This is a genomic window from Bacillus cereus (assembly GCF_002567495.1).
Lineage (GTDB): Bacteria > Bacillota > Bacilli > Bacillales > Bacillaceae_G > Bacillus_A > Bacillus_A cereus_AQ.
Genome location: NZ_NVAP01000035.1, coordinates 46,049 through 70,093, shown reverse-complemented (window position 1 = coordinate 70,093; position 24,045 = coordinate 46,049). Strand labels below are relative to the sequence as shown.

Sequence of the window (24,045 nt, the reverse complement as noted above, 5' to 3'; positions counted from 1 at the left end):
GGGGGAATTATGATGATACATACTTTAGTAAGGGGACAAAAGATAGACGTCACAAAGAATCATCCGGGGATTAGAGGGGGAAATAATCACAAATAATTAATAAGAGATACTGGAGAAACTAAGACTAAGCTAATAGTGAAGGGGAATAAAGTATGAAACAAAGTGAAGTTTTGTTCCGAAATGTAGAGGAAGTTATGAGCTTTGATCCGATAAATGATATATATGAGTATGAATTAGGACCTGTTAATTATAGGGGGGCTATAAAACTTTCATATTTGATTCGCACTTTAAATCGATTAGAGAAGGAAGGGAAATTGATCGTATGTCTTCGTGGTTTTTCTTTACCAGACGAGCATGAATGGTTTATTAAAGAGGATTTAAATAAATTTTTTGTTGTGGGACAAAAGGGAAGAGAATATTTGCAGAGAACAGAAGGAAAAAGAAGTAATTTATATACATATGAAATGAACGACAGGGAAGCGCTGGTAAAAGAGATTCAGGCTTTGTATAAAGAAGCGAATGGTTTATTAAAGAAAAAGAAGAGCGAATGGGTTGATGGGCAAATATCTGAAAAGTTTACTAATACTGATGAGGATAAAACTATAGAAGAGCTTCAGTACAATAAAGTTTTTTTAACAGCATTTTTACATAATATAGGTAATTTATGGTCAGGGAAAAAGACTAGCCCGCTAATTTCCGCTACATATGGAAAAAAGAAAAAGGAAATAGCTAGAAAGTTTGCAACTAATAGTTTGGATGGCGTACCTAGAAATAATGGATTTATTACTTTGGGGTATATTCCAATAGAAGAAAGGTGTTTTGAGGTATTAACAGAGGATTTAAATAAAGAATTAGAAAGACTTGGGGTGAAATGGTATAACGATATTCACCAAGAAGTAATGCTTCTTGATGGTATAATGCCTCAACGTATCATTGGTGTGTTTGAAGTATTTCAGGATTCGCCTATAGAAAAATTCATTTTAAATCCATGGGTGTATAAAATGTTTTTAGAGAATGAACATTTTAATTACAAAAGAGGTATTAATATTAATCAAGAGAATTTTGATGAATTTGCTCAAGATTTGAAATATGGAGCTTATATCTTAGAAAATGAAAGTGGTAGATATAATAAGAGATTTGATGAAGACTATTACCACAGGGTACCGAGTGTAAGAAGACGTTGGAATTAGTGCATTAAGACTAATTGAATTATTCTCAAATATAAATATGTATTGCTAAAAAGGATTGGTACGGATTACGTGCTAATCCTTTTTAATAGTTTATATTTCTCTAATTGTAAATATAAAGTTTATTTGAAAATATTTTTAAGTGACGTGAATGTTACCTTTTTTAGAATTAAAATTTAATTAAGATATTCGATGAATGGGAGTTCATTAGTATAATTTGTTATTTAGCTTAAACTATGAGAAGGTACATTTTTATATTATAATTGTATGTAATAAAATGTAAGGTGATGAGCGATGAATACTACTCTTATAACAGAAGAACAAAAGTATTTAGATAAAACGGTAAAAGTAATAGATAGTTTGTTAGATCAAACAGAAGATGAGATGAAGAAGGAAGTAACATCTCAGGTTGAAGCTAGTTTACAAGAAATAAAACATAAGCAAATAAAGAAGTTAAATGAAGCACGAAAAAGTCCGTATTTTGGTAGGTTGGATTTTGAAGATGACTATGGTGAAGAGACTATTTACATAGGAAAAAAAGGTATTGATGATGATGGGGATCTTATTGTTGTAGATTGGCGTACTGATTTAGGTAAGCTTTACAATGCTTACCAAGGCGTGCAATCTCGCTTTTCTATTGGAAATGATCAAAGTCAATTTGTTCAAATTCTTGGTAAGCGCGGTATTATTATTCAAGATGGAACGATTAATAGTGTAAATGAAATTGGCCAAAGCGGAATAGTGGAAGAGGAAGATGGCCAGCAAGTAAAATATATGGATGATTATTTGAATGAAATTTTGTCTAATACAGGTGAATCGCATCAATTACGAGATATTGTTTCGAGTATTCAAGCGGAGCAAGATGAGATTATTCGTTTACCGTTAAAAGACACTATTATTGTTCAAGGAGCGGCGGGAAGTGGAAAATCTACAATTGCTCTCCATCGTATATCTTATCTTCTATATCAATATCATGAACAAGTGAAGCCGCAAGATGTTTTAATTTTGGCACCGAATGAAATTTTCTTATCCTACATTAAAGATATTGTTCCTGAAATTGAAGTAGACGGTATTGAACAACGTACATTCTATGATTGGGCATCGACTTATTTTACGGATGTAAACAGCATTCCAGAATTGCATGACCATTATGTAAATGTCTATGCTTCTTCTAATAAAGAAGATCTTATAAAAGTTTCAAAATATAAAGGATCTCTTCGCTTTAAAAAGTTATTAGATGACTTTGTTGAGTATATCGGGAGTACAATGATTCCGCATGGTAGTATTATTATTGGATCAGATGTTATGTTGCAAAAAGATGAAATTCATAATTTCTATCAAACGAAGGAACATTTGCCGTTGAATGTTCGTATGAAAAAAGTAAAAGATTTCATTACAAGTTGGAGCATAGCAGAGACGAAGAAGAAAATACAGCAAATTGAAGATGAGTTTGAAGATGCTTATCAGAAGTGGATTATTACGCTTCCAGAAGGAGAAGAGCGTAAAGCAATTTATGAAGCATTGGAAAAAGCGAAGGAATTACGTGAGAAAGTATTCCGGGAAAAAATGAAAAGTGAAATTGAGTTATATGTGAAGAAGATGCAACATATTTCTGCAATACTTATGTATAAATCTATTTTCCAAAAGAAAGTATTTGATACATTCCACAAAGGTATTGAACAAGATCTACTTAGTTTGCTTCTGAAAAACGGCAGACAAGTAAAGCAAGAGAAGTTTACATATGAAGATATTGCACCGCTTATTTATTTAGACGCAAAAATTAATGGGAAAAAATTAGAATATGAGCATATCTTCATTGATGAAGCGCAAGATTATAGTCCATTCCAACTTGCAATTATGAAAGATTATGCGAAATCAATGACGATTTTAGGTGATATTGGACAAGGAATCTTCTCGTTCTATGGTTTAGATCGCTGGGAAGAAATTGAGTCATATGTATTTAAGGAAAAAGAATACAAACGTCTTCACCTGCAAACGAGTTACCGTTCTACAAGACAAGTAATGGATATGGCAAACCGTGTGTTGCTAAATAGCAACTATGATTTTCCGCTTGTAATCCCAGTAAACCGCCCAGGCGCAGTACCTGCTATTCAAAATGTGGCAAGTGCCGGAGCGTTATATGATAAAATGGTGAGTTCTATTCAAGAGTTTGATGGAAAAGGACATAAAACAGTTGCTATTTTAACAGATACAAAACAGGCAGCTATTGACACTTATGATGAATTGGAAAGACGAGGAGTCAATAGTATTCAAGTAATTTCAGAAGGAAGACAAGAATTATATGAAAAAATTGTTATTATTCCATCGTATTTAGTAAAGGGATTAGAATTTGATGCAGTAATTATACATGATGTAAGTAAAACAACCTTTAAAGATGAGACGTTACACGCTAAAATGTTATATATGTCCATTACGCGTGCCCACCATGATTTGCACATGTTTTATCGTGGTAACATATCACCGTTATTGGAGGATCGTGATCCAAATGCACCTCCAAAACCGAGAAAATCTTTTGAAGACTGGTTAATCACAGATATTTCTAATCCAAACATCGAACCACAAGTGGAAAAGATGAAAGTAGTAGAACAAGAAGATACACTACGATTGTTTGACGATGAGGAAGAAGAGGTAGTTATGGAAGCATTTGAAGAAGATCGTGAACGCTACTATGACTTTTATGCATGGTTGAAAGTATGGCATCGTTGGGCAGAATTAAAGAAGAGGCTACAGGACTAGAAATTAGAAGGTTGTGATATAGAAATGAAAGTATATTCTGGTGGTTTTACAGCCGAACATTTATATCGTAATGAAATGAAGATAGTGGCAGACCTACAATTAAAAGGTATGTCAAAGCAAGCTATTAAAGATAAAATATTTGAAGAGAACCTCTTTCATTGCCGCAGTGAAGCGGCAATGAAAGATATTTTTCCACGTGTGTATAGAAGAGCGGAAAAGTTGAATGATACATTACGTAACATGCTAGTAAATGGTTCGCGCTCAGACAATAACGCCATTTTGTTATATGCGTTCTTAAAGCATTTTAAGTTTCCTCGTGATTTTGTATTAGAAGTAATCCATTATAACTTGAAACGCTTTAAGAATACGGTAAAAGAAGGTAATGTCATGACCTTCTTTGAAGAAAAAGGTCAACAATATGAAGAAGTTCGAAAATGGACGGACCAAACAAAGTATAAGCTAAAGCAAGTTACATTAAAGATCCTGGTGGATGGAGAGCTTCTTTTGAAGACAGGAAATGAGTATGAAATTAAGTCGATTCCGTTAAGTAAAGAGTTACGGGAATACGTAGAGAATAATTCCGAGTACAGTGACTTACTTATGCTTACATTAAATGATTGATGGTGAAAGAAATGGAAATAATTCAAAAGAAATTGGATCGTTTTTTTAAAGAAATTCAAAAAGAGGATTTTTTGAAGATGCGTGGACTCGGAAATGAAGTCCCTTATTTTGTGTTTGACTATAATCCTGAATATGAATTGATGGTTAGAAATTCAGTAAAATATTTTTCAGATAAAATGCAAGTAAATGTAAAAGTCTTAAATTTATTCGACATGATCATTGACTTGTTTGAAGACATTGGTGGTATAGAGGGATTAAAGCAATTTGAAGAAGAGCAAGGAACAGAAGAATTATTCGAAGCAATTCTTCCAACTTTAGAAGAAGAACAATTAGTAGAACGTATTGGAGAAGAAGCTACTGATGCGCAAATGGTCTTTGTTACAGGTGTGGGCAGTGTATTTCAACTTGTAAGTACACATGAGCTCTTAAATCAACTACATGCACGAGTAACAAATACACCAATTATTATCTTTTACCCAGGAAAGTATACAGGCCAAGGGTTAAGCTTATTTAATCGTTTTGAATCAAACGGATATTATCGTGCGTTTTCGATATAGAAGATAAGGGGAGAAACAGGTATGTTGCAAGACTCTTTTACAATTAAAGAATTATTTAAAAAAGATATTGATCGTGAAATTAATGGTGTTGTTCAGGCTGGGCAGCGAGATGAAGATGTTATTCAAGATGAATTAGATGAGTACGTAATGACAAAAGAAATTAGAGAGAATATGGCGTACTTCTTCAAAAATTATGCATATAGCTTTGAAAATCAAACAACAAAAATGGGTGTATGGATTTCTGGTTTCTTTGGATCAGGTAAATCTCACTTCTTAAAAATTTTATCTTATTTATTAAACAATGAAAAAGTATATGGCAAACGAGCTGTAGATTTTTTTGTGAATAAGACTGATGATCAGGAGTTATTAAATATCCTTCAACAATCTGCAAACTATAAGAGCCAAGCAATCTTATTCAATGTAGATTCTAAATCAGCAAGTGGGAAAAAAGAAAAAGCGACGATAGTAGATGTATTTTTCAAAGTGTTTAATGAATATTTAGGTTACTCTTCTACACCATGGATTGCTAATTTAGAAAGACAACTTGCAGAAGAGGGAATTTATAATCAGTTTGTTGAGCGTTTTGAAGAGATAGACGGTACGAAATGGGTAGATAGCCGTGCGCGTTTACTATTTAAGAAAAAATCATTTGTTGAGGCATTAACGCAATTAGGCTATACAACGGATACAGCTGAATCTGTATTATCTGCATCTAACAAAAATTTCGAGATGAGTTCTGCAGACTTCGCTAAGTTAGTTGCTCAACATGTGGAAAATCAAGGTGAAGAGTATCGTCTTACATTTTTAGTGGATGAAATTGGTCAGTATATTGGTGACGATACGAATTTAATGTTAAACCTTCAAACGGTAACAGAAGATTTAGGAAATCATTGTCATGGTAAAGTGTGGGTTATTGTTACATCTCAAGAACAAATCGATGCTGTAACAAAGATTAAAGGGACAGAGCAATTTTCGAAAATCCAAGGCCGTTTTGCAACAAAAATCCACCTTACAAGTTCTAATACAGATGAGGTTATTAAACGTCGTCTTTTAGAAAAAACAGCAGCAACAGCAGATCGCTTACAAATTGATTTTGATCAAATTGGTCAAAGTTTAAATAATACATTGACGTTTGAAAAAGATAAATCAGTACTACAAAATGGATTTAAAGAAGCGGATGAATATGCATCTATTTATCCATTCGTTCCGTATCAAGTAGAATTATTACAACGTGTATTCAATAAAGTTCGCCGACAAGGAGAAGCTGGTGCGCACTTATCACAAGGGGAACGTTCTTTATTAAATGCTTTCCAAGAAGTTGCGATTCAGTTGAAAGATGAAGATACAAATCAATTAGCACGATTCTCTCAGTTTTACGAAACAGTAAAACGTTTCTTAAGCACGTCTGTTTCGGCTACGATTATTGAAGCTGGCAAGCGTGAGGGTATTACTGAATTTGATATAGAAGTACTTAAAGTATTATTCATGATTAAAGGTATTGATGAAGTAAAAGCAACTGTTGAAAACATTACAACTTTGCTTGTAGATAGTGTAGATTGCATTAAAAATGAATTGGAAAAAGACGTAAAACAATCGCTATACCGCCTTCGTCAAAAAATGCTAATCGCAGAAAATGCAGATCGTACATTCGTTTTCTTAAGCGATGATGAGCAAGAAATTAACCGTGAAATTCAAAGTGAGAATTTAAATGAAGCAAATGTTGTCGATGCATTAGGTAAAGTGTTCTATGAAGATATTGTGAAGGTAAAATCATATCGTTATCAGAAAACGCATGATTTTGAATTTAATAAAGCATTTGATACGTATAATCGTGGCGGGAAGACAAATGCGTTAACACTGCAAGTATATACAGGGGATATATCAGAAGAACAATCGCGTGCAGATGCACATTCTGGAACGATGATTATGTATATTCCGGATCATTACGCTGAAAAATTCTTTGAACCAATGCAATATGCACAAAAAATACAGGCATTTACTAATAAAAAGAGTTCAACAAGTTTAACAGAAAAACAAAAACAAATATTAGACGAAAAGCGTGCACAAATTGGTCAATTTGAGAAGAAAGCGACAGAAGCACTAGCTGAAGCAGCAACAAATGCAAAATACTTTATTCAAGGGCAAGACTATGAATTTAAGGGTACGTTAGAAAATCAATTGCAAAGTGCATTTGAGATCTTAGTTCGAAATACGTATAGCTATTTAAGCTATATTGATGTACCAGTACCTGTGAAAAGTGCAAATGATATCATTCTTGAGTGGGCAACGAAGGGGCTACCAGCAAGATTAGATGGAACATTTGAAAACCACCTAGCTTATGATACGATTGTTCGTTTCTTAGAGGAAAGCCGTGGTAGACAGATTGCTACTATGAAATTGTTAGTAGAGAAATTTAAAGATGTACCATATGGATGGAGCGAAAATGATATCGCTGGTATGGTTGCAGCAGCGTTATACAATAAAAAAATTAAGCTGATGTATTTAAATGAAAGTTTCGATACAACAAACTCACAGTTTATAGCCCGAATTACAAAGGCTTCTGAAAGAGAAAAAGTTGTGATTGAGGCGCAAATCGGTATACCACCGCGTGTGCGTAAAGAAGTTGTAGAAACAATGCGTGAACTGTTCAACTTCTATGATATTGGTGAAACTTACGATGAAGTTGCGAAAAGTATTCGTATTCAAATTCAAAAACATTTCATAGAGACAATTGATGATATGCAGCGTACGAAGCAAGGTGAAGACCAACAATATCCATACCCAGGTGGAATTGCACTTTCTAAAATTAAAAATAGCATTGTAGATTTATTGGCTATTACAAAACAGGAAAACTTTGTAGAAGAGTTTGTTGAACTTGATGAGGATCTAGAAGAATGGTTAGAAGATGTACAGCATTTGAACTCATTCTATAATGGTAATGCAATTCGTCATTTTAAAGAAAGTGTACATGTATTAAAAGAACGCCGTGATGATTTAGATGTAGCACAGCATGATGCAGAAGTACAGAAAGTGAAGAACAGCATTATAAATATTTTAACGAGTGATAATCCATTCAAACAGATTCCAAATTTGCCTATTTTAAATGATCAATTGAAGCAAGGTCTTTCTAATTTTGTAAAACTCGAACTTGGTACACAATTAGTACAAATGGAAGCAATTCGTAGTGATATGGAGAATCTACAAATACGATATGAAAATATATCTTCCATTAAAGAAGTGGTCCAAGAGAAGGTGGATGAATTACAGAAACGCATTGAACAAATGCAAAATCTTGAAAGTATTTCACGTGTTTACACGTATACACAAATGGTGAATAATGACTATCGTCGTTTGGAGAGCAGGGTCAATGAACTATTCAAAGATTACGTAGATGACCAATATGTCCCAGACGGTACGGATCAAATTAAAACTGTAGAAATGAGCGTCTCGCAATTAATGGCGGATGCACTACCAGATGGTCAAGTAGAGATAGAAAACAGTCAAGCTTTAAAACGTTGGTTGAAAAAGCTTGAAGATGCAGTGAGTAAAGAATTAAATCAAGGAAAAACAGTACGGATTAAAAAATAAAGGAGAACAAATGCGATGAATAAAAAAGCACTAAAAGAATTTGCAGTCTATGCCCGTAACGAACTTCGTGAACAAATCGCATTACGAGCACAAGCCTTTGGGATCACTCCCGAAGGCTCTCCTGTGCTTGTAACAGGGGTGGATTATGTAGAAATAAACGAGAATAAATATCCATTATCTTACAAAAATAGTATTCGAAAATTGTTAAAAGAAGTTGAAACAAAAGACTACGATAATGTAATTGAAGAAGTAGCATACACATGGTTTAACCGCCTTATCGCCATTCGTTATATGGAGGTACATAACTATCTTCCTTCAAAAGTACGTATGCTTTCTAGTGAAACGAAAGGGAAAGTTGATCCAGATATTTTAACAGAGTATCAATATACGGATTTACCGGTGAATAAAGAGGAAGTAGCTTCTTTGTTAGCACAGGGAAACCGTGACGAAGCATTTCGTAAGTTGTTAGTGGCACAGTGTAATGAGTTAAATGAAATTATGCCATTTTTATTTGAGAAGTTAGCGGATTTTACAGAGTTGCTATTACCGGAGTCTTTACTTCATGCGGACTCATTAATTAATAGATTAGTGAGTGAGTTAGAAGAATCTGATTTTCAAGAAGTTGAAGTTATTGGATGGTTGTATCAATTTTATATGTCAGGGAAAAAAGAACAGGTTGGTGGACTTAAAAATAATGCTGTGAAAAAAGAGGATTTACCCGTTGTTACTCAGCTATTTACACCAAAATGGATTGTGCAATATATGGTGCAAAATTCGTTAGGAAAGCTGTATGATGAGTGGAATCCTGAGAACAACCTTGTAAAAGGTTGGGAGTACTACCTCAAATCATCTGAGAAATTACCTATTCCAGATATTACAGTTTTGGAAGAAATAAAGGTGATTGATCCAGCTTGTGGATCTGGCCATATTTTAGTTTATGCTTTTGATATGTTGTATGATATGTATTTAGAGGCAGGGTATTCGGAACGTGATATTTCAAGGTTAATCATTGAAAAGAATTTATACGGTCTTGATATTGATAAACGAGCAGTACAAATAGCTAGCTTTGCATTAATGATGAAGGGACAAGAGAAATATCGTCGCTTCTTAAAAAAAGCAAATGATTTGCAGTTAAATATTCATGAATTTGTGGATAGTGAATCTATATCTGAAGAAGCATTAGAATTTTTGGGAGAAAATGTAGGAGATATAAGTTGGATTGATTCTTTGCAAAAGCAATTTGAACATGCAAAACAATTTGGTTCGCTTGTGGTTCCAAAGGAATCTACGTCTGGATATTTGGAATGTATCAGATATATTGAATCTTGTAAATTAGAAACAGTAGATTTGTTAGATGAAGCTAATATTATGGAATTAAAGGAGAAATTAGTCCCTCTATTAGAGCAAGCATATTTGCTGGGTTTAAAATATGAAGTGGTCGTTACAAATCCACCTTATCATAATAAATATAATCCAGTTTTAAAAAGTTTCATGAATACTAAATATAAAGAATGCAAATCCGATTTGTATGCAGCTTTTATGGATCGATCAATGTATTTAGTCAAACCAGATGGTTTTGTCGCCATGATTACACCTTTTAACTGGATGTTTATAAAGGCATATGAGCAAATTAGGTATAAGATAATTAATAATCAGGAAATTGCTACCTTAATCCAATTGGAATATAATGCTTTCGAAGTAGCGATGGTTCCAGTTTGTACTTTTGTACTTCATAATGCGAAAACGAACGTACCTGGAGAGTATATTAGACTTTCTGATTTTAGAGGGGCCGAAAATCAGCCTTTGAAAACTAGGGAGGCTATCCTCAATCCTTTTGTAAATTATAGGTATAAAGCGCCAACTGAAAAATTTCTTGATATTCCAGGTGCTCCTATAGCCTATTGGGCTTCAAATCATATCAGAGAAATCATAAAAAGCTCATCAACAGTTGGAGAATTATATGAGTTAGGAGAAGGGTTGAAGACTGCTGATAATAATAGATTTTTAAGATATTGGCATGAAATTTCGCTTAATAAATTAGGATTAGGATATAAAAGTTTAGAAGAAGCAACAGATAGTAAAAAGAAATGGTTTCCTCTCAACAAGGGAGGAGAGTTTAAGAAATGGTATGGGAATCATGAATATGTGGTTAATTATGAAAATAATGGAGAAGAGCTAGATGATTTCAAAAATGCAAGTAAAAATAAAAAGGTACACTATTTCAAACAAAATATAAGTTGGTCTGATATTAGTTCATCTTCGTTAAGTATGAGATACTTTCCTGATGGTTTTATCTTTGATAGTAAGGGACCTAGTATTTTTGTAACAACTTCTGATAAATATGAGTTGTTAGGATTTTTAAATTCAACTGTAGCAAAGTTAATCTTGTCGTTACTTAACCCTACTTTAACTTTTAAAGCTGGTTATATAGCTAAACTTCCTATTATTTCTAAATCTCAGTACCGCACACTAATTGAAAAGTTGGTAATGGAAAATATAGACATTACAAGGGGGAATTGGGATAGTTTTGAAGAGTCTTGGAATCTTCAAAAGCATCCGTTCACTATATACATGGACAAAGTTTCAAACTTAGAACAATGCTATAATGCCTGGGAAGAACATACCAAAAATCAGTTTCGCCAAATCAAAGAAAACGAAGAGGAACTAAATAAAATTTTCATCGAACTGTACGACTTACAAGATGAACTTACACCCGAAGTACCAGATAAAGAAGTAACAATCCGCTGTGCCGACCGCGTGCTTGATACAAAATCCTTCTTATCCTACTGCATCGGCCTCATGATGGGACGCTATTCACTAGATGTAGAAGGCCTAGCATATGCAGGGGGAGAATGGGATGCTAGTAAGTATAAAACATTCCAACCAGACTCCGACTGTATCATTCCATTAACAGATACGGCATATTTTGAAGATGATGTTGTGGCTCGTTTGCAAGAGTTATTAGTGCTTATGTTTGGACAAGATACTCTTGCAGAGAACCTTCGTTGGTTAGCAGAGTCACTTACAATGAAAAATAATGAAACGCCTGTTGAGCGTCTTCGTCGTTATTTCTTTGATGAGTTTTATAGTGATCACTGCAAGGTTTATCAAAAACGCCCAATTTACTGGATGGCGGATTCAGGTAAGAAGAAAGGCTTCCGTGTATTGTTTTACTTGCATCGTTATACACCAGAAACATTAGCAACAATGCGCTTCTCCTATGTGCAGAATTTACAAGAGAAATTGAGCCAAGAACAAAAACGTTTAGAACAAGATCTTGTAAATCCAGATTTAACAGCTGCGATGAAGAAACGTTATAATAAGCAGTTAACTACGATTAAAGCACAGCAAGATGAGCTTATTGATTTTGATAAGGAGATGGCTGAACTTGCAAATCAGCGTATTGCACTTGATTTAGATGATGGAGTAGTTGTGAATTATGAAAAGCTGAAAAATATCTTAGCTAAAATTAAATAGTTTAAATATGAAATTAGGTGATGGTATGAACAAAAAAGCATTAAAAGAATTTGCGATTTACGCCCGTAACGAACTTCGTGAACAAATCGCATTACGAGCACAAACCTTTGGGGTCACATCCGAAGGTTCTTCTGTGCTTGTATCAGGTGCGGATTATGTAGAAATAAACGGGAATAAATATCCAGTATCGTATAAAAATAGTATTCAAAAATTGTTAAAAGAAGTTGAAACAAAAGGTTATGATAATGTAATTGAAGAAGTAGCATACACGTGGTTTAACCGCCTTATTGCTATTCGATATATGGAAGTACATAACTATCTTCCTTCAAAAGTACGTGTACTCTCTAGTGACACGAAAGGAAAAGTCGACCCAGATATTCTAACAGAGTATCAATATACGGATTTGCCAGTGAATAAAGAAGAATTAGCATCGTTATTAGCACAAGGAAATCGTGAAGAGGCATTTCGTAAGTTGTTAGTGGCACAATGTAATGAATTAAGTGGAATGATGGATTTCTTATTTGAAAAATTAGCGGATTATACGGAATTATTATTACCAGTTTCCTTATTGCATGCAGATTCTTTAATTAATAAATTAGGAAAAGAATTAGATGATGACAACTTTGAACATGTAGAAGTAATTGGATGGTTATATCAATATTACATCTCCGAAAAGAAAGATGAAGTATTTACAGGATTAAAGAAAAACAAAAAGATTACAAAAGAAAACATTCCAGCTGCTACACAGTTGTTTACGCCACACTGGATTGTACGTTATATGGTGGAAAATTCCCTTGGACATATGTGGTTAGAATCACACCCTGAATCTGAATTAAAGGATGACATGAAATATTATATCGAACCAGCAGGACAAGAGCCAGCAGTACAGGTACAACTAGAAGAATTGAGGAATTCTAACTTGTCTCCAGAAGAGATTACAATCCTTGATCCTGCATGTGGCTCAGGGCATATTCTAGTATATGCATTTGATTTACTATATAAAATTTATGAAGAGCGCGGGTATCTAACTAAGGAGATACCAGCACTCATTTTAGAGAAGAACTTGTATGGCATTGACATTGATGATCGTGCAGCTCAATTAACTTCTTTTGCATTGCTGATGAAGGCACGCGAAAAAACAAAACGAATTTTACGAAGTACTCCTAAGTTGAATGTTATTTCTATTCAAGAGTCTAAAAATATATTCATTGAAAAGGCAGCAGATTTGATTGGCGAGACTAACAATGAAAAAGAAGAAGTGAAAGAGTTATTTGCTAATTTCATTGACGCAAAAAACTTTGGTTCGATTCTTCGCCCTAAAAAAATGGATTTTAATAAATATATTGAAAAGATTAGAAAATTAAAGGAAGTTGGAGAACACAATCTAGATACTTTTGAGGTGTTTGAACAACTAGACCGAATTGAAGAGGTTATTACTCAAGCAAAGTTTCTTGATAAAAAATATGATGTGGTTATTACTAATCCCCCATATATGGGAGCTAAGGGGATGAATGATAAATTAAGAAATTATGTAAAGAAATATTATGCTGATTCAAAATCTGATCTCTTTGCTGTGTTTATGGAAAGGTGCAAAGATTTTACTAAATTAAACGGTTTTTATGCAGAAATTACGCAACATTCTTGGATGTTTTTAGGAAGTTACGAAGATTTGCGGCATAGATTGTTGGAAAAGCGAACGATTTATTCAATGATCCATTTAGGATCAAAAGCGTTTGAAGAGATTAGTGGAGAAATTGTACAAAGTACAAGTTTTGTAATTCGAAATATAGTTATTTCCAACTATAAGAGTAAGTATTATCGATTAACAAATTATCTAAAGCCAGAAGATAAAGAATTCGCATTTCTTCGTAAAGAATGTCCTTTTTTAATTAAGCAAAGTCAATTTTATAACATACCAGGATACCCTATAGCTTATTGGGGTTCTAAACAAGTACAAACTCTTTTTGAAAAATACCCTAAATTTTCTGATCTTTCAGAGCCGAGGGTGGGGCTCCAAACAAGTGATAATGATCGTTTTTTAAGGTTTTGGAGTGAGATTGAAATTAATAAGGTTGGATTTAATTATAAAAGTACAGAAGAAGCATTATTAAGTCGAAAAAAATGGTTTCCGTTTAATAAAGGGGGCGGATATAGAAAATGGTATGGCAATCAAGAATATGTAGTTAACTGGGAAGATGACGGTTATGAAATAAAAAATTTCTATGATAATAAAGGTAAGTTAAAATCAAGGCCGCAAAATGCCAATTACTATTTTAAAGAGGGAATAACTTGGTCTAAAATTATAAGTTCTCATTTTTCAATTCGTTACTCCGATACTGGATTTATATTCAGTGATGCTGGAATGAAATTATTCTCTCATAAAGGGCTATTATACTATTTAGCTTTAATGAACTCGAAGGTTTTCAGCTTAATTATTTCGCAATTGTCATCTACTATGAATTTTGAACAAGGTAACATTTCTAGGGTCCCGGTTGTATATGACAAAAATATAGAAATGAACGTTAATGAAAAAGTGGATAGTTGTATTGAAATTTCTCGTAATGAGTGGGATTTATTTGAAAGGTCCTGGGAATTCAGAAAACATCCGTTCCTCGTGCATAATAGTGAATTAGTATATTTGGAGAAATGCTATGGTATTTGGAAAGAACATGTCGAAAAACAGTTCTACCAACTTAAACAAAATGAAGAAGAATTAAATAAAATATTTATTGAACTGTACGGCTTGCAAGAAGAACTAACACCAGAAGTACCAGATGAAGAAGTAACAATCTGTCGTGCCGATTGCGCTCGTGATACAAAATCATTCTTATCTTACTGCATCGGTCTCATAATGGGGCGTTATTCGCTAGATGTAGAAGGTTTAGCATATGCTGGAGGAGAATGGGATGCTAGCAAGTATAAGTCATTCCAACCTGATTCAGATGGTATCATTCCATTAACAGATACGGAGTATTTTGAAGATGATGTTGTAACGCGTTTGCAAGAGTTATTAGTGCTTATGTTTGGCCAAGAGGCTCTTGCAGAGAACCTTGGCTGGTTAGCTGAGTCACTTACAATGAAAAATAACGAAACACCTGTTGAGCGTCTTCGTCGTTATTTCTTTGATGAGTTTTATAGTGATCACTGCAAGATCTATCAAAAACGTCCAATTTACTGGATGGCGGATTCAGGTAAGAAGAAAGGCTTCCGTGCATTGTTCTACTTACATCGTTATACACCAGAAACATTAGCGACAATGCGTTTCTCTTATGTGCAGAATTTACAAGAAAAATTGAATCAAGAACAAAAACGTTTAGATCAAGATCTTGTAAATCCAGATTTAACAGCTGCGATGAAGAAACGTTATAATAAGCAGTTAACTACGATTAAAGCACAGCAAGTTGAGCTTATTGATTTTGATAAGGAGATGGCTGAACTTGCAAATCAGCGTATTGCACTTGATTTAGATGATGGAGTAGTTGTAAACTACAAGAAGATTGAAAGCGTGCTTGCGAAGATTAAATAATAAAAAATGGATAGAGCATGCTCTCTATCCATTTTTTATTTGAGTTGTTTACAATCATTCGATTCTTTTTTATTCTAAGAGTTGGACAATAAGTTTAGTGAGAGTTGGTGACTGATGAATATCGTAGAAGAGTTACTTCGACTGTTTCATCAACAGCAGGAAGAAAATACTAGTACGAATCGTTCACTTGTGTTTTGGTATGATGCACAAAGTGAAGGGCGCGATATGACTGAAATAGAAGAAGCACTCAAACTTGAAAATATTCAATTGCATTATTTAAACGAACATAATGCTTTCCGTACAAAGGTTTTATTGGAGAAAGAGGATACGGATAATTCGTATTTAATTTATGCTCCATTTCCAAAACCAGAGGATCGGGAGAATTTTTTATTAGATATTTTGTTATATAGCGGAAGTTACGGTGAGTTTCAAGCTGATGAGGTTGCGATTCGTATGAAGGAATTGCGTTTGGATCATCTTGCGATCCGACCATTTTTAGAAGAGCATACGAAGTTCTTTGATAATAAGCAACGTGTAGCGAAGTTTCAAAAATTACTTCCTAATAAGTCGACAGTTGAGCAAGTAAAGCAAACGATGCTGGCTGTGTTATGTAATGCTAAAAGTATTACCCCACAAGATATTTTAAAAAGTGTTGTAGCTGGTGGAAGTTTATCTGATACAAATGAAATGCTTGAGCAAGTTGCTAAGTATTTGGATACAGAAGTATTTTATACGTTCATAGAAGAGTATTTTGGAATTACTAAACAAGAAGATAATCGTCTTGTTCAAATTATGGATACAATCGTCTTCCAGCATTATGCTGCATACTTAGATGCAAAGTTAGTAGCATTTAAGTATGAGTCAACAGTTCCTAATATATGTAAAGTATTTATTGAAGATTGGTTAAAGTCGGAAGAAAGAAATGTACTAGAAGGAATTTTAGACATATTAGAACAAAAGTGGAATATAGTACAAGCGGTGGATCAGTACACGTATCAAGCTTTTCTTCGATGTGACACGTTTGCAGTAGTAGAGCGTAAAATTCTTGATGTATTACATGAGCTCCTTCTAAATGAAACGATAGTGATAACAGAGTGGAAGAGTATTTTAACTGAGCGAAGTAAGAGTTATTGGTATAAGACTCGTTTTCATAAGGAGTATGAACTATTAGAAAAGGCACTCCGTTTGTATGAGTGGAAAGATGTATTTGAGCGTAATGACATTCCGAAGAATGAAGAAGAATGGGTTACGGTTTATACAGATAAATATTATAATATCGATCAAGCGTATCGTCATTTTCAAGTACATTATGTAAATGAGCCTAAGTTAGATGAATATAGTGAGTTGCTGGAGCGATTAACGTTTTGGTATGAGAATCGATATTTAGTAGAGTTAGGTCGTTATACAGATGATATAGTGGAGGCTAAATTAAAAGCGAATTGGCCAATTACTGATGTAATGCAGCAAAAAAACTTTTATCGATCTATGATCCTTCCACTTGTGGAAGGTTCTAGAGAGCGTATATTTGTAATCATTTCTGATGCACTTCGCTATGAGATTGGACAAGAGCTAACAAATAGTTTTAGTCAGCGATTGAATACAGAAGTAAGGTTAATCCCTATGCAAGCATCACTGCCGACGTATACACAACTCGGGATGGCTGCGCTGTTACCTGGAAAGATATCTAATATTGCAAGTGATGGTACCGTATATGTAGATGAAGTTTCTACAAAAGGGTTACAAAATCGAAATAAGATTTTACAATCACGTGAACCAGATTCTGTTGCATTAAAAATGGAAGAGTTCATTGGTTTAAGCAAGGAAGATGGTTTAGGATTTATAAAAGGAAAGCGCGTTGTCTATTTATATCATGATAATATCGATGCGATTGGTGATTCGGGTAAAACAGAAGGTTATACGTATGAGGCTGTTGAAAATACGATAGAACGTGTAAAGATTGCTGTTCGAAAGTTGACTGGTACGTATGACGCTGGACGTATTTTCATTACAAGTGATCATGGATTCTTATACCAATCTTCACAAGTAGAAAAACATCAAAAAACAGAAAGTATAAAAGGTGATGTTTTCGATAGTAATCGTCGATTTGCTATTGGGAAAGATTTAATAGCGCCTGAGGGAACAATAAAGATTTCTTTAAAATATTTAGGGATAGAACAAGAAGCGGTTATTGCAAAAGGATTAAATCGCTTTACTGCTGGTGGTGGACTACGCTTTGTTCACGGAGGAGCAATGCCGCAGGAAAGTATAGTGCCTTTAATTGAATATCGTCAGTTAAAAGGGAAAGCACGTAAGACAGAGAAAGAACTTGTAGATGTTCGAGTTACTTCTATTCAAAAAGTCATTACAAATTATCAATTTATCGTACCATTTTTCCAAGAAGAAAAAGTGTCAAATGAGTTATATCCACGAACATTGCGTGTAGCATTTTATCGTAATAATGAACGAATTTCCAATGAATTAACAATTGTGTTTGATTCTAAAGGAGAAGTAGTAGAGCGTCAAACAGATGCTGTATTCCATCTGCTTGAAGATCGTTATAAAACAGGTGATGTTTGTGTAATGCGTTTAGAGGATGTTTCGGGACGTACGACAGAATTGTACAAAGAAGAAGAATTTGAACTAAAATTATATAGTATTTAATAGGTTGAAGGCCTTCCGATTATTTCTAATATTGGGAGGCCTTTTCTTTTTGCTATAATGAAATATAGAAATGTTATTGGTAGGAGGAGTCTTATGTTAGAAGTGGGCGATATTGTTAAAGGATCGTTATGGCCTGAAATAGTAGAAATAAAAAAATGTGAAGATATACAAGGAAGTTTTTATCGTGTTGAGGCCTATGGAAAAGATAGTAATCAGTACTATCAAGTAATTATGCTCCCAGAACAGTTGCAATCAATTGAAAAATTGAATGATTTAGTTGGGAAAACTTTGTTATCGCCAAAACAATTACAGCGTTATATGTTATATCGAGAACTTTTGATTGATCGGAAATTTTCTAAGTCTCGTGCATTAGGAAACAAAAATATTTTACCACTTCCACATCAAATTGAAGCAGTTTATGGGAGAATGCTACAAGTGCCAACTGTACGGTTTTTACTTGCAGATGATCCGGGAGCCGGGAAAACAATTATGGCAGGTATGCTCATTCGTGAATTGAAAGCAAGAAGAAGTGCAGATCGGATTTTAATTCTTGTTCCTCCATTAGTATTGAAGCAGTGGCAGCAAGAACTATATGAAAAGTTTGGAGAAGAATTTACGATTGTGACGCGTCATACTTTAAAGGGATACAATGGTAAGAATCCATTTGTTGAACAGAACTATATATTAACTTCTCTTTACTGGGCATCAAGAGATGATATTAAAAGTCTTGTGATGGAAGCTGATTTTGATTTAGTTATTGTGGATGAAGCTCATAAGATGGCTGCTTATACAATAGGTAATAAAAATAAAAAGACGAAGCGTACAAAGATATATCAATTGGGAGAAGGGATTCTTAGAAATAGTGAGCATGCTTTGTTATTGACTGCCACTCCTCATAAAGGAGATGTAGAAAACTTTCGCCATTTAATGAAGCTGATTGATCCTGATATTTTTTCTTCTATCGGGATTAAAGAAACGCTACGTGATAAAACGAACCCGTTTATTATTCGGCGCTTAAAAGAAAATTTGAAGCAATTTGACGGCACCCCTCTATTTCCAAAGCGTACAACAAAAACAATTAAATATGATTTGTCAGATAGAGAATTAGAACTATATGAGGCTGTGACAGAATATGTAAAGGTGCATTTTAATCGCGCTATGAATCGAGGGAATAACAGTACTGCTTTTGCAATGATGCTATTACAAAGAAGGTTAAGTTCTTCTATAGAAGCCGTGCATTTATCATTAGTACGTCGCCATCAACGATTGGTAACATTGTTAGAAGAGATGGAGAAAAAACATGTTGATCTTGAAGAGGTATCTGTAGAGGATTATGAAGAAGCGACATTTGAAGAGCAAGAACTATTAGAGAAAAGCAGTGAAGAAAGTATAGATACGATTGATCCGAGAGAGCTGGAAGTAGAGATTACAGAATTAGAACGCCTTATTCATTATTCGAGTGGTATTCGCCAAAATTGTGTTGAACGTAAATACATAGAGCTTGAAAATACGTTGTTTGGAACGGATGGCCTTTTGCAAAAAGGAGAAAAAATTCTTATTTTTACGGAATCAACAGATACACTGCATTATTTAGAAAAACGTCTTAGCGCACATGGATTACGTATTGCTAAAATTATTGGGAAGTATTCTATGGATGAAAGAAGAAGACAGGTGGAATTTTTCCGGGATGACTATCCAATAATGCTTGCCACGGATGCTGGTGGAGAATCAATTAACTTACAGTTCTGCAATCAAATGGTGAACTATGATATTCCATGGAATCCAAACAAGTTAGAACAACGTATGGGACGTATACATCGTATCGGTCAAAAGAATGAAGTGTTTGTTTTTAATTTAGTAGCAGGTAATACACGTGAAGGGGATGTGTTACATACTCTTTTAGTAAAAATGGACAAAATGAAAAATGATTTAGGACAAGATCTTGTTTATGATTTTATAGGAGATCGTCTCGAAGATCGGATGATAGATTTGCCTACACTTATGCAACATGCAGTTTTGAACCGAGAACAGTTAGAAGATATAAAAAGAGATGTGAATCAAGTTTTATCGGAGGAATATGAGGAGTTATTAAAGATTGCTCAAGAAGAGCGGCTTGCAATGGATAGTATTGATCTACCTGGTATGCAACGTGAACAACAGGAAATAGCCATCCAAAAGGTTCCGACGAGAGTGTACGCAGATTTTACAGCTAATACATTAAGTGATTATAGGGTTAGAGTATATCCCTCGCAAAATGATCAAATGTATCGGATTGATAGAATCTCGAAATCAATTCGTGAATTTGCGAGAAAGCATCGTATCCCGTTGGAAGGAAAAGAGGAGTCTTATCGTTTTACAAGCAAGGAAGAGTATATAGATGAAACGGTTTCGTTAATTCAAAACGATAATCCGTTGTTTTCTTTAGCAATCAAGCTTATGAAAGAGGAAATGGAGGGAGTAACAGTTGTTACTTATGAAATCCCAATTTCAATTCAAGAGAAGCTTGAAGTTGAAGGATATGAAATTAGGCTAACAGATGGAACCGGAAGAGAATTGCATAAAGATATTGTATATTTTGCAAAGCGAGAAAATGGAGATGTAATAGAATTAGATTCATATTGGTTATATGGTTCATCATTTGATGCAGCGATTCAAAAGGAAGAAGAAGAAGGAACTCATTTACTTATGCAGGCAATGGATCATGTGATGCAAAAGCGAGAAGAGTTCGTCATAAGGAACGAAACACAGCTGAATAAAAAAATACAATTTTTACGTCGTGCGTTTGATTCGCAATATCAAAATACGATGGATAAGTTGGAGAAATATCGCAATGAAAATATAGATAATCGTAATTCAGCATTGATTAATCAGATGAAAGCACAGCTACTCGATATTGAAGACCGTCGTAAAAGTCGTCTTGAAGAAGTAGAAAGAGAGAGAAATGTAAACGTTATGCCTCCGTATAAAGTGATGCAAGTAACTTTAGTACCGGATGCAAAGAATATTTCTCGACTTATATCAAGTGATTATACAGAATTGATTAGTGAGTATGAGGAACATAATCAACGTAAGAATGTTAAGGCATATTCTAATCTATCGTTAGTAGATTTTATGAGTGAAGATGAAAATGGAAATATGCGGTGTATTATTTTAACAGTGGTTGAAAACTTTGTTTTATCAATCAACCACCAACAAGATTTAGAAGAATTACCGTTTGATGTATTCATATATGTTATACAAAATAATCAGGTTGTAAAAGAGTGTAAGTGGAAGGGAAGATAAATAAAATGAGAGCTCAAACAATTCAAATCTTTTTACCAGATGGTTCACCAAGAAGTATTCGTATAGCAGAGTTTACAAGTGGAATCACTCAAATTATTGTAATACCGAGAAAAAAATTGGAAGAATTATGAGTAAGTTAAGCAATACTCTTCGTATGATAGAGCTTCTTCATGGACGGGGAAAAATGAAAATTAGCGAACTTGCAGAGGAGCTTGAAGTTAAGGAGCGCATGATTCGTATCTATCGGGATGAACTTGAAAAAGCAGGTATCTTTGTTGAAAGTGAAAGAGGACGTGGAGGGGGATACTATATTTCTAATACATCCTTATTCCCAATAAAAAACTTGTCTCATAAAGAATTGCGTGCTTTAACATTTGCGATTGAACAATTACTATCTAAGGGGAATGCTATTTATTCAGGTGATGCACAAGTAGCGTTGGATAAGCTAAAAGCATTACGAAAATTGGAGAAAGATCGAGATCGTCATATTTATTTTGTACAAAGATCCAGACCAAATTATGAGTTTTCGGATGAAAATCGAAAATATATACAGTTACAAGAAGCCTTTGGAGCAAGATGCAAAGTGAAAATTCAGTATGAAAAACGATCGGGTGAACGATCTGAACGTGTCATTGCTCCATATGGATTTGTACATTACAATGAGTTTTTCTATTGCATTGCCATGTGTGATCGTAGAAAAGACACACGTATGTTCAAATTGTCCCGAATGAAAGATATTCGAATTATTTATGATACATACACAATCCCTGGAGAATTTGATATTCGAAAAGAGTTCCCCAGGTTCGGTATTATGAATGAACCACTAGAGTTGGAATTACTTATACATCCACCGTTTTCTGTGTCCGTGCCAGAATCAATTTGGGGAGAAAATCAAATTATAGAATATAAATCGGATGGTAGTATTCGTTTTCAAGCAACAATGAGTGGGAAGGAATCTATAAAGAAATGGATTCTTGGTATGGGAGCGGCTGTAGAGGTAATAAAGCCTGATAGTTTAAAGGAAGATATTATTCAGGAAGGAAGAAAGTTGCTAAAGTTATATGGAAAGTAACATGAAATATGTTTAAGGAAGTTTATATATATAATAATAGATTTTATAGAGCTCCAATTATCCATTAAGAGTTATGGGTGATTGGAGTTTTTGTATACAAAAAAATTCATAAATAAGAAATATTGTAATTATGTGACGTTATAATTACCGGAAAGATTGTTAATATGGAGATGTAGTAATGATTATATTAAGAAAAGGAGAGTAGGATTATGCAGGATATGAAGTTGTTTTTGTTTTATTTATTTTTAATTGTAGTAGGAGGGGGAATATCTTACTTTCTGATAAATAAAGTGATCCTTCCGTTTTTAGAGAAAATTGGGGAAAAAGGCGCAAAAAGATTAATGAGGAAGTCAAAACAAACAATTAAAAATGTTTTGATTGTGTTTGAAGGGTTGGTTATCATTGCGACAATGTTCCTAAGCTATTTTGCTTTCCAGGTAATTATTGGGGCGGATATAGAAAAAATGCAATGGCCAATTTTAAGTGTAGTATGTGCTTATCCAATATTTGTTGTAATAGTTAGTCGGATTAAATTGGACGTAGAAAAAGAAATAGGTACTTTTAATAGTATTATCAAAAAAATAGTAGCAAAAATTAATAAAGATAATTATTTGATAAATAGATTAGACATCCTATTTGGGAAAACTACACTTAGTTTAATGATTCATATCACAATAATATGTGTTTTGTTTGTTGGGGCAGTCAATTTTAAACATATGCCATATCAAATTTACTATATAGTGATCATTATATTACCCATTTCTTTAATAACCTTTATATACTTTACTGATCGTGATTTAGTCTCACAAAATATGAGAAGAATCCTTAGTTACTTTTTATTAATGATGATAGCGCTTGGAAAAGGCTATAATGATTTTAAAATTTTGATGGAAATAGATACTCCTAATCAATTTAACGATTATTTCGTATTTCTTTTTTTGACCGTATTTATTGCAATGGATAGATTAATAAAAAGTATTGTGGATGATTATATTGCCTATCATAAATCTAAGGAGAATATAGATTTTATTGAAATGGAAAGAGTGGTAAAAAGTATTGTAGATGATTATATTGCTCATATTGATTTAACCAATTTAGATGAAATGAAAATTTCACATGTAAAAAGTTACTTAAAAGACCATTCAGAAGCTTCACCACTAGTGTATGAGAATGGAAAATCCCGAATGGATGTTGGGCCGATTGAATTTAAAAATGAAGAGGATTATCAGAAGCGTTTTAAATAATGGAGTAGAAAATCATACAGCATATTGTATGATTTTTCTTTTATACATAGTTTGGTAAAATAGTAGTAATTGT

The 24,045-nt window shown here is 33.8% G+C and carries 12 protein-coding genes; all 12 read left to right on the top strand.

From position 1 onward, the window contains the following. Positions 1–152: 152 nt before the first annotated feature. The 12 genes from COK05_RS16080 to COK05_RS16030 all read left to right on the top strand — a co-directional run bounded on the left by COK05_RS16080 (position 153) and on the right by COK05_RS16030 (position 23,972). Positions 153–1,190: a hypothetical protein gene (locus COK05_RS16080; protein ID WP_098613372.1), complete on the top strand. Its 1,038-nt coding sequence runs from the start codon at positions 153–155 to the stop codon at positions 1,188–1,190. Between the two features lie 291 nt (positions 1,191–1,481). Next, positions 1,482–3,944: an RNA polymerase recycling motor HelD gene (gene helD / locus COK05_RS16075; RefSeq protein WP_098613371.1), complete on the top strand. Its 2,463-nt coding sequence runs from the start codon at positions 1,482–1,484 to the stop codon at positions 3,942–3,944. 24 nt (positions 3,945–3,968) lie between these two features. Then, positions 3,969–4,565, top strand: a complete 597-nt coding sequence (locus COK05_RS16070) for a DUF1819 family protein (protein WP_255290335.1) — start codon at positions 3,969–3,971, stop codon at positions 4,563–4,565. An 11-nt stretch (positions 4,566–4,576) separates the two neighbouring features. Beyond that, on the top strand, positions 4,577–5,122 hold the full coding sequence (locus COK05_RS16065) for a DUF1788 domain-containing protein (RefSeq protein ID WP_255290334.1): 546 nt from the start codon (positions 4,577–4,579) through the stop codon (positions 5,120–5,122). Positions 5,123–5,143: 21 nt separating this feature from the next. Then, positions 5,144–8,710 (top strand): BREX system P-loop protein BrxC, encoded by a 3,567-nt coding sequence (brxC, locus tag COK05_RS16060; protein ID WP_098613368.1) that lies wholly within the window; start codon positions 5,144–5,146, stop codon positions 8,708–8,710. Positions 8,711–8,725: 15 nt separating this feature from the next. Next, the gene (gene pglX / locus COK05_RS16055; protein WP_098613367.1) at positions 8,726–12,187 is read left to right on the top strand and encodes a BREX-1 system adenine-specific DNA-methyltransferase PglX; all 3,462 of its coding nucleotides are present in this window, start codon (positions 8,726–8,728) and stop codon (positions 12,185–12,187) included. Positions 12,188–12,212: 25 nt separating this feature from the next. Further along, a complete protein-coding gene (pglX, locus tag COK05_RS16050; protein ID WP_098613366.1) occupies positions 12,213–15,713 on the top strand; it encodes a BREX-1 system adenine-specific DNA-methyltransferase PglX in 3,501 nt (1,166 codons plus the stop codon). Between the two features lie 114 nt (positions 15,714–15,827). Further along, a complete protein-coding gene (gene pglZ, locus COK05_RS16045) occupies positions 15,828–18,374 on the top strand; it encodes a BREX-1 system phosphatase PglZ type A (RefSeq protein ID WP_098613365.1) in 2,547 nt (848 codons plus the stop codon). A 93-nt stretch (positions 18,375–18,467) separates the two neighbouring features. After that, positions 18,468–21,656: a DEAD/DEAH box helicase gene (locus tag COK05_RS16040; protein ID WP_098613364.1), complete on the top strand. Its 3,189-nt coding sequence runs from the start codon at positions 18,468–18,470 to the stop codon at positions 21,654–21,656. Between the two features lie 5 nt (positions 21,657–21,661). After that, a complete protein-coding gene (locus COK05_RS31000) occupies positions 21,662–21,787 on the top strand; it encodes a hypothetical protein (protein ID WP_255290333.1) in 126 nt (41 codons plus the stop codon). Next, positions 21,784–22,728, top strand: a complete 945-nt coding sequence (locus COK05_RS16035) for a helix-turn-helix transcriptional regulator (protein ID WP_098147714.1) — start codon at positions 21,784–21,786, stop codon at positions 22,726–22,728. The genes COK05_RS31000 and COK05_RS16035 overlap by 4 nt, the downstream gene beginning before the upstream one ends. A 209-nt stretch (positions 22,729–22,937) precedes the next feature. Then, positions 22,938–23,972, top strand: a complete 1,035-nt coding sequence (locus tag COK05_RS16030) for a hypothetical protein (protein ID WP_098613363.1) — start codon at positions 22,938–22,940, stop codon at positions 23,970–23,972. The last annotated feature ends 73 nt before the right edge of the window (positions 23,973–24,045 follow it).

Excerpts from the sequence above, each read along its gene's own strand:
- COK05_RS16080 (WP_098613372.1), top strand. The coding sequence starts at position 153 with ATGAAACAAAGTGAAGTTTTGTTCCGAAATGTAGAGGAAGTTATGAGC.
- helD (WP_098613371.1), top strand. The coding sequence starts at position 1,482 with ATGAATACTACTCTTATAACAGAAGAACAAAAGTATTTAGATAAAACG.
- COK05_RS16070 (WP_255290335.1), top strand. The coding sequence starts at position 3,969 with ATGAAAGTATATTCTGGTGGTTTTACAGCCGAACATTTATATCGTAAT.
- COK05_RS16065 (WP_255290334.1), top strand. The coding sequence starts at position 4,577 with ATGGAAATAATTCAAAAGAAATTGGATCGTTTTTTTAAAGAAATTCAA.
- brxC (WP_098613368.1), top strand. The coding sequence starts at position 5,144 with ATGTTGCAAGACTCTTTTACAATTAAAGAATTATTTAAAAAAGATATT.
- pglX (WP_098613367.1), top strand. The coding sequence starts at position 8,726 with ATGAATAAAAAAGCACTAAAAGAATTTGCAGTCTATGCCCGTAACGAA.
- pglX (WP_098613366.1), top strand. The coding sequence starts at position 12,213 with ATGAACAAAAAAGCATTAAAAGAATTTGCGATTTACGCCCGTAACGAA.
- pglZ (WP_098613365.1), top strand. The coding sequence starts at position 15,828 with ATGAATATCGTAGAAGAGTTACTTCGACTGTTTCATCAACAGCAGGAA.
- COK05_RS16040 (WP_098613364.1), top strand. The coding sequence starts at position 18,468 with ATGTTAGAAGTGGGCGATATTGTTAAAGGATCGTTATGGCCTGAAATA.
- COK05_RS31000 (WP_255290333.1), top strand. The coding sequence starts at position 21,662 with ATGAGAGCTCAAACAATTCAAATCTTTTTACCAGATGGTTCACCAAGA.
- COK05_RS16035 (WP_098147714.1), top strand. The coding sequence starts at position 21,784 with ATGAGTAAGTTAAGCAATACTCTTCGTATGATAGAGCTTCTTCATGGA.
- COK05_RS16030 (WP_098613363.1), top strand. The coding sequence starts at position 22,938 with ATGCAGGATATGAAGTTGTTTTTGTTTTATTTATTTTTAATTGTAGTA.